General features: G+C 44.7%; 11 protein-coding genes. 6 read left to right on the top strand and 5 right to left on the bottom strand.

Annotated elements, in window-relative coordinates:
- Window positions 1-75 precede the first annotated feature (75 nt).
- The 5 genes from CAG68_RS16600 to CAG68_RS16620 all read left to right on the top strand — a co-directional run bounded on the left by CAG68_RS16600 (window position 76) and on the right by CAG68_RS16620 (window position 5,547).
- Window positions 76-1,671: a bifunctional aspartate transaminase/aspartate 4-decarboxylase gene (locus CAG68_RS16600; protein ID WP_086046807.1), complete on the top strand. Its 1,596-nt coding sequence runs from the start codon at window positions 76-78 to the stop codon at window positions 1,669-1,671.
- Between the two features lie 125 nt (window positions 1,672-1,796).
- The gene (pdxY, locus tag CAG68_RS16605; protein ID WP_009704101.1) at window positions 1,797-2,654 is read left to right on the top strand and encodes a pyridoxal kinase PdxY; all 858 of its coding nucleotides are present in this window, start codon (window positions 1,797-1,799) and stop codon (window positions 2,652-2,654) included.
- Window positions 2,655-2,880: 226 nt separating this feature from the next.
- Complete coding sequence (locus tag CAG68_RS16610) at window positions 2,881-4,050, top strand: patatin-like phospholipase family protein (RefSeq protein WP_054728559.1); 1,170 nt, start codon at window positions 2,881-2,883, stop codon at window positions 4,048-4,050.
- Between the two features lie 17 nt (window positions 4,051-4,067).
- Window positions 4,068-4,496: a hypothetical protein gene (locus CAG68_RS16615; RefSeq protein ID WP_053350322.1), complete on the top strand. Its 429-nt coding sequence runs from the start codon at window positions 4,068-4,070 to the stop codon at window positions 4,494-4,496.
- Between the two features lie 142 nt (window positions 4,497-4,638).
- Window positions 4,639-5,547 carry a LysR family transcriptional regulator gene (locus CAG68_RS16620; RefSeq protein ID WP_017821360.1) on the top strand — a complete coding sequence of 303 codons (909 nt, stop codon included), beginning with the start codon at window positions 4,639-4,641 and terminating at the stop codon, window positions 5,545-5,547.
- Window positions 5,548-5,833: 286 nt separating this feature from the next.
- On the opposite strand, the gene CAG68_RS16625 is transcribed toward CAG68_RS16620, so the two are convergent.
- The 5 genes from CAG68_RS16625 to CAG68_RS16645 all read right to left on the bottom strand — a co-directional run bounded on the left by CAG68_RS16625 (window position 5,834) and on the right by CAG68_RS16645 (window position 10,928).
- Window positions 5,834-6,985 carry an ABC transporter permease gene (locus CAG68_RS16625; protein WP_047009844.1) on the bottom strand — a complete coding sequence of 384 codons (1,152 nt, stop codon included), beginning with the start codon at window positions 6,983-6,985 and terminating at the stop codon, window positions 5,834-5,836.
- Window positions 6,982-8,148 carry an ABC transporter permease gene (locus tag CAG68_RS16630; protein ID WP_005387167.1) on the bottom strand — a complete coding sequence of 389 codons (1,167 nt, stop codon included), beginning with the start codon at window positions 8,146-8,148 and terminating at the stop codon, window positions 6,982-6,984. The genes CAG68_RS16625 and CAG68_RS16630 overlap by 4 nt, the downstream gene beginning before the upstream one ends.
- Before the next feature lie 22 nt (window positions 8,149-8,170).
- A complete protein-coding gene (locus CAG68_RS16635) occupies window positions 8,171-9,151 on the bottom strand; it encodes an HlyD family secretion protein (RefSeq protein WP_005377122.1) in 981 nt (326 codons plus the stop codon).
- 3 nt (window positions 9,152-9,154) lie between these two features.
- Window positions 9,155-10,570, bottom strand: a complete 1,416-nt coding sequence (locus tag CAG68_RS16640; protein ID WP_005387166.1) for a TolC family protein — start codon at window positions 10,568-10,570, stop codon at window positions 9,155-9,157.
- A gap of 130 nt (window positions 10,571-10,700) precedes the next feature.
- Entirely contained in the window at window positions 10,701-10,928 is a 228-nt protein-coding gene (locus CAG68_RS16645; RefSeq protein WP_005377125.1) for a hypothetical protein, read from the bottom strand.
- Window positions 10,929-11,404: 476 nt separating this feature from the next.
- Between CAG68_RS16645 and CAG68_RS16650 the strand changes: the two genes are divergently transcribed.
- On the top strand, window positions 11,405-12,216 hold an 812-nt coding region (locus CAG68_RS16650; RefSeq protein ID WP_161441388.1), incomplete at its 3' end, for a PAS domain-containing protein.

Here is a 12,216-nt window from a genome sequence, read left to right on the forward strand (position 1 = left end):
CTTATCGCCTAATTAAATAGGTGGTAGGGGAAGTATTATCCAAATTTCATTAAATAATAGATTCAGGTAAATATTATGACTACGCAAAACACAACAATTGATTTTTCAAAATTTGCAGATTTAAGCCCATTTGAATTAAAAGATAAACTTATTGAAGTGGCACAAACTGTTCCTGACCGCGCTTTATTAGATGCTGGTCGTGGTAACCCTAACTTTCTAGCGACACTACCTCGTAAAGCGTTTATTCGTTTGGGTGAATTTGCAGTATTGGAAGCTGAGCGCACTTACTCATACCTAGATGGTGGCTTCGGTGGCATTCCTGATGGTGTGGGCATTGTTGAGCGCTTCGACACGTTTGCAAACGACAATAAGAAAGACCAAGGCGTGCAGTTCTTAGAAAAGTCGTTGAGCTACGCAAAAGACCGTTTGGGTCTAGAGAAACAAGCTTTCTTGAATGAGCTGGTTAACGCATACCTTGCATGTAACTACCCAGTGCCACCACGCATGTTGACGAACATCGAAACCGTTGTGAAGCAATACATTGCAGAAGAGATGTACGGTCCAATGCCAATGACGACAGACTTCGATCTGTTTGCAACTGAAGGCGGTACGGCGTCTATGACGTACACCTTCCAAACTATGTTCAACAACGGTTTGTTGAAGAAAGGTGACAAGGTAGCGCTAATCACTCCAATCTTTACGCCGTACCTAGAGATTCCAGAACTGAGTGAATACGAACTGGAGATCGTTGAGCTACGTTTGGATGAGACAACATGGCAACTGCCGATGTCTGAAATCGAAAAGCTTGCAGATACAGACATCAAACTGCTTTGTGTCGTGAACCCAGCAAACCCTGCGTCTGTGAAGTTCTCGGATGAAACTCTGGATAACCTATCAAACTTCGTGAACAACGAACGTAGCGACCTGTTCATTGTGACTGACGATGTATACGGCACATTTGCGGACGACTTTGTCTCACTGTTCGCGAAACTGCCATACAACACGCTTTGTGTTTACTCGTTCTCTAAGTACTTCGGTGCAACAGGTTGGCGTTTAGGCTCGATTGCGATTCAATACAACAACGTGTTTGACGATGCAATGCGCAGCCTTCCTGAAGCGCGTCAACTTGAGTTGGACGATCGTTACAAAACGCTGACTCCGGAACCTCGTGAGATTAAGTTTATTGACCGTATCGTAGCAGATAGCCGCAGCGTAGCGCTTAACCACACAGCAGGCTTGTCTCTTCCTCAACAAGTTCAAATGGCACTGTTCTCATTGAACTGCTTGATGGACTCAGAACAAAACTACAAAGAAGCATGTAAACGCATCATCCGTGAGCGTTACAAAACTCTGTACAAAAACATGGGTGTAGAAATTGAAGAAAACAAAGATCGTGTGGACTACTACACACTGCTTGAGCTCGACACTTTGGGTGGCAAATTGTACGGACCAGCCTTCGTTGAATGGTTCAAAGCGAGCGAGAAGGGCAAAGACTTCCTGTTCCGCCTTGCACATGAAACCGGCGTTATCCTACTTCCAGGCAAAGGCTTCGATGTAGTGCACGCATCAGTTCGAGTTTCGTTAGCAAACCTTACTCACCACGAATACGAGCTTATCGGTCGTGCAACACGCAAAGTGTTGGATGAGTACTTTGCTGAGTTCCAAGGCTAATTAATCCAGCCTGATTAAGAATAGGCCTCGGCGTTGTCGAGGCTATTCCGACCAAATAAGCACAGTGCGCGGCATTGTGTTTATTTAGTCGCCAAGCTAACAAACTTCCCAATTAAGAGTGACTTATGAAAAGCATTATTTCTATTCAATCTCATGTGGTTTATGGCCATGCAGGAAACAGTTCTGCAGTCTTCCCAATGCAGAGAATGGGGCTTGAAGTCTGGCCAATCCACACGGTTCAGTTCTCAAATCATACGCAATACCAACAAGGCTGGACGGGACAACGATTCGGCTCTGACGATATTCGTTCATTAATGCGCGGTTTGGACAATATTGAAAAGCTCAGTGAATGCGGTGCGGTACTGTCCGGTTATCAAGGCAGCGCAGAGCAATGCCGCGCCGTCGCTGAAGCCGTCAGTTTAGTTAAATCGCGTAACCACAGCGCGCTTTACGTGTGCGACCCAGTGATGGGTGATCCAGATAAAGGCTGCATTGTAGAGGACGGCGTCAAAGAAGCAATCAGCCATAGTTTGTTGCCCATCGCTGATGTGATTGTTCCAAACCAGTTTGAACTGAGTGAGCTAACGGGCGTGAAAATTGACTCCCTTTATGATGCGGTCACTGCATGCAAAAAAGCCCTAGAGCTGGGACCAAAAATGGTATTGGTGAAACACCTGCATGCGCTAACAGATGATGCCTTCAGTATGATCTTAGCGACACCAAAAGCGTGTTATTTAGCTCAACGCCCAAGTATTGATTTTGACCAGCAACCCGTGGGCGTTGGGGATTTGATTTCTGCAATTTTCACTTCTTGTTTGGTGAAGAAGATGTCTCCTGTCGCTGCATTTCGTCATGCTCACAATGCGGTTTATGGCGTATTAGAGATCACCAAAGGCTATGGTACATGGGAACTGCAGACGATCAACGGCCAATACGAATTTGTCGAGCCGACGCATGAGTTTAATGTCGTGAAAATCGCCTAGTGCTAAGGCGCAGATGGATACGTAAAGTGATGACTAGAAGCTAAGCGCCACGTTATGAAATCTGTGCGTCATTGCATTGATGGATAGCGTCCTACATCTGCGATTACAGCGTTTTGATGCGCTTAGATATAGTACTTCCACACAACGAAACGGACTTCATTTTGACCCAATTAACTTCAAACTGAGTCTCTGGTCATACGCCAGAGAACATTAAATGAGACTGACTATGAATCGTTTAATTTCCTCTGGTGTAACGATAGCACTCTCGCTGTTGGTAGCGGCTTGCAGTTCACCCCATACGCTGGATGTCCGCGTTTCTCCAAGCAACTACAAAGACGTTGAAATCGCAAATTCAACACCGAAAGAACCGCTTCGAATGTGGGCCAATGAGGCTCCCGATTTCCTTTATTCGGCACACAATCAAACCACACCAATCAAAGTAGAAGGTGAGCAGCTCAATATTTTGGCCTTATCGGGTGGTGGCGTAAACGGCGCGTACGGTGCTGGCGTTTTGATGGGCTTACAGGAAAAGGGTGAGCTGAAAGACTACGCCATCATTACGGGCATTAGCGCAGGTGCGTTAATTGCGCCATTTGTTTTCATCGGTGGTGATGCAATGCCAAAAATGAAAGAAGTCATGCTCAACATCAACGATAAAAGCGTTCTGGGTAAAAAGAACTTTTTAAACACACTGTTTAAGGACGCGTTTACCGATGGCGAGAACCTCTATGACTTCATTGCAGATGCTTACCCTGAGCCAATGATTGAGGCGATGGCACAGCAACATCGCAATGGTAAACGCCTCTTTATCGGCAGTACCCATTTTGATTCAGGTGAATTAGTAATTTGGAACATCGGCGCGATTGCGAACAGCGACTTAGCGGACAAATCAGAATTGATCTACAAAGTGCTTGCGGCAAGTGCATCGATCCCTGGTGTTTTCCCTCCACAATTTATCGATGTTGAACATGATGGGGAGACACTTGAAGAGTTACACGTAGATGGTGGTCTCGCAGCTCAGGTGTTCTTTAATCCATCTAACTTCAACTATCAACAAATCTCAGAGACTCTGGGGTTAGAAAAAGCGCCTCAGCTGGATGTGATTCGCAATGGTGCTTTGAAAGCACCGTATCGACCACTAAAAGACAAAGGTTTGGATTTGGTCTCAAAAAGCGTCTCAAGCCTTACGTTAGCGCAAACTCGTGGTGATCTGTATCGAATGAAATACATCAGTGAAATCAACGATATTGAGATGCAGTTTACTTACATCGACCAAGACTTCGGATACGCCAAAGTGACGAAAGACATGTTCGACCAACATTACTTGCTAACGATTTACGAATATGGATTCAAAAAAGCCACCCAAGGACAACTTTGGGTGACTGAACTCCCTTAACACAGGAAAAAAACACAATGAAAAAAGCCGTTCTAACGTTAATGATGCTCACTGCTTCTGCGACTGTATTTGCACAAAGTGGTGCTCACCTTGATCAGCAAAAAGTCGACAGTGACATGCAGCAACTGTCTGCCATTAAAGAAGAAGGTGCAGCCTTTATCATGATTGATGAGAACTCGAGTTACGTGGCAGTCGAGTACGTGGGTAAGTGGGAAGAGATCAACAACTATGTTTCGCACAAAGAAGCGAAGCAACGCAAATTGGAAAAAGTGAACAAGCAGTTTGTGTATTCGCAAACGGGTGAAACGCTAGCGTCATTAGAACAGAAGATCGTTGACCACATTCAAGCTGATCAACCTAAGTATTTTAGTGTGGATGTTTACCGCGATTATCATGGTGACTCGGGTGAATTTAACTATTTGGCTCGCGTCGTTGAGTACAACTAAGTTAGAGAAAACCTACTGAAGCTAGTAGGTTTTTTTGTGTCGTCGAGAAGGAATTCAAACGCAGATTGTTTCCGTTACCAAGTAGCAATTCTACGATCTTGTGGTAATTTAATTAGATAACTCTAAAAAGTAAGCACAACCTATGAATTTTAGTTTTGAACAACTTCTCGCGTTCGTAACCGTTTATGAACAGCTTTCGTTTAGTAAGGCGGCGGTCAAACTCAATAAGCACCGAACCACAATAGGGCAGGTGATTACCAATCTTGAAGACCAACTGGCGGTCAACCTGTTTGAGCGAGTGGGGCGCTCGGTAGAACCGACAGAAGATGGTCATCTTCTTTACCACTATGCTAAGCAAACCATCGAACAAGCACGTACTTTCGATAAAGTCGCATTAAGTCTAGCTTACGGTGGGTTAGAGAATGTTAGTATCGCCTATTCAAGCGCTATACCACACCGTTTTCTTGTATTGCTTCGTATTCAATTAGCAGCAGATTTTCCGATGATGCGAGTTAACTTTCTTGTTCGTAATCGCAACGAAATTAAAGAGGGTTTACAGAATGGTGAGTATCAATTCGGTATTGTCAATGTACATGATAGTCGAGCAATACATAGTTTGGATGCGACGTTTTTAGGTCATTTTGAATTTGTTCCTTTCGTCCAGAAAGGTGGTGAACTCGCTTCTGTGGCACCAGATCGAGTATTGACAGCCTTGAGGAATAGTAAACAATTTGTACTGCGGTCTCTTATTGAAGAGGGAATGGGCGAAAAAGTCATCGTAAGTTCGAACCATGAAGAGGTCGACCAATTGGCCCTTGTAGTGAAAATGGTTGAAGCAGGTTTAGGATGGGCGATTCTCCCCAGAACGTTTGCCCATTCGGAGTTTTCTAATAATCATATAGAGCCAGTGGAAGCTTCTGAATTATTGGAAGGTTTTAAGTTTGGTTTTGGCCTATGGTGCCAACCCTCTAAGCAAGTCGGTGATGTAAAAAATTCAATCATGAAGGTCGTTACAGAATACCGAGAGAAAATAATCCGCGATATGACTTAGCGGCGACATGTATCTTGCTCATCCCTATCAACAACAAGACTCAATGTGAGTCTTGTTTTTTTGTGTCTGAAAAACGTTATCTTTCTAGCGAAGACTAATGTCTATTGGAAGGATATGACCCTCTATATGAGAGTATGGAATCCATACTTTTTGGCTTAATCTAATCTCGCTCAATGGGTAAGCCCAGAGCAAAAAGTGTTTTTACCATATGTCCGCTGCAAGGACGCAGATTTTCAGCCGGGTTTAGTTACCCGGCTTTTTTTATAGTAATAGAAAATGTCAGCTGTCACCCCAAGCTCTCTGTTACAACTGGCTTGTTACTTCGCTTAGCAATCCAGTACGCAACGCTACCCCAAAGCACGGTGAGTGCCCAAAGCGCCGTCCAATGTGGAGCGACTTGTTGCCAGGTTGCCCCCATTTGGTTTAGCGCTAAGAAAGCTTTTATCGCCCAAGTGCTTGGGCTTAAATCAGCAATCCATAATAAGGGAGTAGGTATGGCTTCAATCGGCCAAATAAAACCAGCCAAGAAAATGAGCGGCATAGAGCTCACTAGGACGACTAAGGTGACAAGTTCACGCCGAGGTAATAAGTAACCTAGCCAGAAGCCTAGTCCGCAACAACCTAAAAAGAACGGTAACAACATAGCGAGCAATTCGCCCGCGTTGGCGATATGGTTTACGTTTAAGCGTTCGAAGCTAAAACCAAAATAATAGGCGCCGAGTAAATAATAAATTGCCACAAATACTAACGTTCTCACAAGCAGCAGCGATCCCGTTGATACTTGTGACCAATAGCCACGACCATGACGCTGTGTTCCCGTTTGCAATCCAACCGCCATGATCAACGTTTGTTGTAAAATCAGAACAAATACTGCCGGCACTACGTATTCGATGTAACCCATGGTTGGGTTGAACGTCGGTTTCATATTAAGCTTAATAGCAGAGTAATTATGGCTAGCCATACTCATGGGCACACCATCTATCACCATTTTACTGACTTTCACTTGGGCCCCTAATGTGCCTCCCGCTTGGGCCAATCCTTCTACCACGGTTCCGTACACGAGAAAATACGAGGCGTCCGCAGCGTAGGCTAGAGTCGGGCTTTTACCTAGCATTAGGTCTTTGTAAAAGTGTTCCGGTATGACTAAAAAACCGGTGATCTCTCGTTGTAAAAATGCTTGCTTTGCATCGGCAATCGTATGAAGTCGAGTGACTACGTTGACTTGTGGGGTGGCATCAACCATACGTTCCAGCTTTAAACTCGTCTGACTACCATCTAGATTAACAATCGCGATTGGTTGTTCACGAGGCGTTTGTTGTGCATAAGGCAAAGGGTATAAAAACGAGTAAAATACGACACCACCAAACACGGTCAACGTAACGACTGGATTGGTTAGAACGGCCTTAAGTTCCGCTTTAATCAGTTGCCACAATGTCATACCGCCTCCTTCGCTTGGCGTGTTGATGAAGCTGTTCGATGTTTACCCATCAAGGCTGCGGTAATGAGCAGGGGCACAACGTAACCAATCATAGGCCATAGCGAGCTTAAAGATTGTGCGGCCGATGCTCCATAGCTTGCTTGACTCACTTGTACTTCAATGTAATGGGTAATCGGCAATAATGAACGCCATGCATAAGCGAGCGTGTTCATGTCAGAAACTGGGAATGTAATTCCCATGAACGCGAAACTTGGAGCCGTAAACGCGCCAGCAAAACTCATCGCACGTGCAGGATCCATCGACAAGAAGAAGAACAACGCTCCCATAATGATACAGGCGATAACCGTCGCCAATTGTGCTAGTAGCATAACCACAAAACTGCCTTCCATTGGCCAATCAAGCACAGAATAAAACCAGTACAAGAACAACGCACCTTGCGCCATAAAGACCGGAATGTACTGACTTAATAGGGTAGTGAGCCTGGCGTATGGCTTTTCGCCCAAAAATGCAAAGCCATTCTTTCCACCATAAATGCGAAAGTGCGCGGCAAGAATCAAAATAGTGCTTACTACAATACATATTTGCCAAATGGATGGCACGATAGCCGTTACCAAAAATTGTGCGTAGTTATTGTTACGGTTAAATAATGCGGTTATTTGTGTCGACACGGGTACAGCCTGTCCAGCCGCTGCTAACGTTGTGGTGTTACCCTTAGCCAAGTTTCCCATTACTTCAACCTGAGCGTCGAAATAGCCTTGTGCTTGCGCAACGGCAGAGTTGATCAGTTTCGCTACCAAAATGTACTGACTGTTGTAAAAGACAGAAAGTTGAGGTTGGCGGTGCTGGAGAATATCTTGGTCGAACTTAGATGGGATGACCGCGTAAGCGTAGATATCGCCTTCAATCATCGCATTTTTTGCTTCGCTTGCACTGGTGTAGTGATAGTTAACAGCCAGACTCGACGACGCATCCAAAGATTGAATGAGCTTTCGAGAAAGTTGGGAATGTTGTAGATCAACCACACCGATTGGCAGATCCCGGGCAATGCCCGCAGAGAACACTCCCCAAATCATCATCGCGAGCAAAATCGGTATCCAACTAAGGCACGAAAGCAACCACTTGTCTCGTCGTAAGATATGCCGCTGTGAAATCTTAATCGTCATAGCATTAACCTAGTGGTTGTGATTAAAGTTCAACGACAACACTCATTCCCATACGCAGTTCAGGTTCGGGTTGAGCTGGACGAGCTTCTACTTCAAAGGTACGAAGATCAAAACCTTGAGAAGCATCGGTTGCTCTCCACGTTGCAAAGTCACCCATAACGGCAACATGTGTTACTTTGAACTCAACATTTTTGTTTAAGGCAGGCAAATAGGCATCAAAGGTTGCTCCTTTTTTAAAGTGTTGAAGGTAATCTTCACGCACATTAAGTGTCGCCCAGGCATCTTCTGTATCTATCACAGTAACAACCGGGAAGCCCTGAGGTGCTAATTCACCACTTTGAAGTAGAACTTGAGAGACTTCGCCGTCAAACCAGCTGTAGATCTGAGTATCTTTCGCGTACGCTTCTACTTCGGCTACGGCACCTGATGCCATGCGCGCTTTTTCCGCCGCAGCCACTTTGGTTTCACTTCTAGCGCCTTCTTTTGCCATTTCGTACATTTGAAACGCGGCACTTTCTGTGTATTTCGCTGCTTGCCACTGCGTTAAAGCTTCATCGCGTTTTTGTTCTGCAACCACGCCATCGTTATAAAGGTTATTCACACGATTGTAGGTTTTTTCCATTAAATTCGCAGCGGCTTTGGCTTTCATCCACTGATCTTTTGCTGCTTGGATTTGTTGCTCACGTGCGCCTTTCTCAGCTTCTTGAGCTAAGGCGTCCGCCGCTTTTTCACCTGCTTTTGCTTGTTCTAACTTCGCTTCAATTTCAGGACTATGAAGGGTAAAAATAAGCTGACCTTTCTCTACATCGTCGCCTTTACGTACCATGACCTCATCAATACGCCCTGGAACTTTTGAGGAAATACTGTATTGCTGGGCTTCAATTAATCCCTGTAAGCGGATCGGTTCCGGTTGATAGGCTTGGTAAAATTGATACCCAACCCAAGAGGCAACACCCAAAGCACAAAGTGAGAGTAAAACGGGTTTTAGTGATTTAGCTGCCATGATTTATTTCACCTCTTTGGATGTTGAAGCAGGGATATAAGCGGTATTTTGATATTGTTCGAAGCTGTTCATTTCACTGCTCAATGCGAGTAGCTTGGTTAAAGATATTAAATAGCGGAAACGCGCCGCTGAACGTTGTGTTTCTATACTCGCGACATAAAGTTGTGCATCCACAACATCCAGAGAAGACGACAGACCCTGAGTAAATGCTTTTTCACGCAAGCGCAGGTTTTCGTTAGCGAGTTCAATGCTAGATGCGAGCCCTTGTACTTCATCAATGGCTTGCTGAGCCTCCAAGTATGTCTTTTGGACTAACAGCGATAAGTCTTGTTTGGCTTGGGACTTTAATGAGTCGACCTGCGAGACGACGCTTTGAGCGGCTTTGACTTTTTCGCTTCGCCCTGATGATTCAATCAGTGGAATGCTGACACCAACACCAACTAACCAGTCAGGCTTCATTTGGCTTGCGAGAGAATCGTCTTCATACAAGCTGTAGTCGCCGTAAAGATAAACTTCAGGGTAGTATTTCCCTTTTTCTGCTTTGATTAAGCTAGAGGCTTGTTTGTGTTTAGCGCTCAGAAGCTCTAACCCCGGATAGGTAAGCAACGTTTGATCGACAAAAGCAGTAAGAGGGGGAAGACTGTCGTTGATAAACAAAGATTCAGCGGGCTCTACGGCATCATCTTGCGCGAGTAATTTACCTAATGCAGCCTGAGCGATACTCAAATCGCTGGCTGCTTTACGTGTTTCTACAGATGCTTTATCTAAAGAAGCCTCGGCTTGCAGGCGCTCAACGTGCGCGATTTGTCCTTGCTCTTCAAGCTTAATGGCAAAATCTCGATGCTTTTTTAGCCCAGCTTCAACCGCTTGCCGCGTTGCGAGTACTTCCTTTGCCAGTACGACAGAAAAGTAGTACTTCGATAAATCTTCAAAACGCGCTTGTTGTTCCATTAAAAGCTGACTTTTCGCCTCATCCGTTTTGCCTTCTGCTGCTGATTGAGCCGCAGAAATTCTACCACCAGTAAAAATTGGCCAAATGGCACGAATAGACGAAGAGAAAATATCGCGCTCGGTTATGGTCGAAGTGGTATTAGCTAAGGCACCAAAAATAGGCTGAAAAGCAGGAGGTACGTTAATGTGTGCTCCTGTGCTGTCTAGAATCTGTTTTCCCGAAAGCGTGATATCGGTATCTAAACGCGTGTAATTCGCGCCAATGGTAACTTGAGGTAAGTTGAGATTGCTGGTGGCACTCTCTTGGTATTGGTAGTTCTCGACGTTTGAGCGTTGAGCTTTAAGAGAATAGTTGTTTTCTAGCAATAGCTGCCATGCGGTATCAAAAGTGATCGGTGCCGCATGACAGGCAAGGGAAATCGAGCTGCTAAGTAAGCCCAGTATCCAAAACTTTCCTGTTTTTTTCATAATGGCTGCTTTGTCGTAGAGTATTAGCTCTAATATAAAGGATTCGTAACTGCGTGTTAAGTAGGAGGGAAAATTGGGCAGTAGTATGCGCCCAGTTATATTTGTGCTGGGCGCGGGAGATGTTACAAATTTATTTCGTATATGGACAGTGAAACTCCGCTCTCCACTCGAGCTGACGAGAACCTCGCATCGTATTCAATAGATCTTTTCCACTCATTTGAGGGAACGATAACAGGACTTTGAGATCAGAAGTACCGCCTCCGTTTTTTTCATAAGCCCTGACGTGTGTAAATGTTGAATACATATTCTCTGACAGCATCGCCTTATTCAGGCATATTCCAAAGGTATCGCGTTCCATGTTTGGTGTTCCTTCTAACTATAAATGCACCTCTGTTTATAGTTTTCCAGTTTTCAGATGGTGTCTAAGTGTTTGTCATATAGTCAGTATTTGTGTTTTGTTTTATTTTTGTCCAAACCACTGACATCAATGTTGAGCTTTTAATAGACTTCCAGCTTCACTGCTTTCAAACCGAAACTCTCATTGGTTTCGTTGATTAAAAATTATACGTTGTAAAGTCTAAAAACGCCTCAAAAACCGCTAAAATCGATGTGATCGCGATCATGATTTTAAGGGCAATTTATGTATGGAATTGAGTATCAGAGAGGAATGCTAAATTTGGTGAATGGTTGTAATTTTATGTTTCAGCTCGTCGATTAATTAACCGTAAACTCTGCGGTTTGTTTGCCTTCCTCACAGATTTATCACCGCGACAACGTCATGCTGTTAACTGAGTGTTAACGTTACGCTCAAGAGTGAATCACAAGGATGTATCAATGAGTTGGAAAACCATCAGCTTTCGTAAGCGGATGCTCATTATCATGACGCTATCGGGGTTGATAGAGCTGTTATTGCTTGTCGCCGCGGGGTTCACTTATCTCAAAATCAATCAAGAGCAAGAAATGGGAGAAAAAGCACTGGGTGTTGCCCGTTTTTTAGCGGACTCAGCGGTTGTTCGTGAAATGATCGAAACCCAAAACCCCCAGCCATACCAACTTCGCTTTAGAGAATTAACCGAAGCCATAGGTGCTGCATTCATCGTTATTGGCGACCATAAGGGAGTACGCTTAATCCACCCTGTTGATGAGCGGTTGGGCAAGCCAATGAGAGGTGGCGACAATCGTCGAGCGCTAGAACAGGGGTTGTCTTATGTTTCGACGGCACAGGGCTCGTTAGGTTATTCAGTTCGTGGTAAAGCTGCGATTTTTGACGAGCAAGGGAACATTATTGGTGTGGTTTCAGTTGGCTATTTGCTCGACCGACTGCAAGACCGCATCGAACCATTTTTGGCCTTTTTGATTTTAATGGTCATCGTAGTTGTCGTCGCTAATGCCATTGTATCTAATTATGCGTCGAGAAAGTTTCAGCGCGCCATTTTAGGCTTTGAACCTGAAGAGATAGGGCGGTTGTACGGCGAATTAGAAGTGACGATGAGCACCATCAAAGAGGGCGTGTTAAGCATTGATGCCCAAGGGATACTTCGCTCGATAAATCGTAGTGCCTGCCAGATTCTCGGTATTGATAGAGAATCAGCGCTCAATAAACCTTTGACTGACACGCTGCGTGATAGCGATCTATATACAGTATT

This window comes from Vibrio sp. V42_P2S4T144, assembly GCF_009904715.1.
Lineage (GTDB): Bacteria > Pseudomonadota > Gammaproteobacteria > Enterobacterales > Vibrionaceae > Vibrio > Vibrio alginolyticus.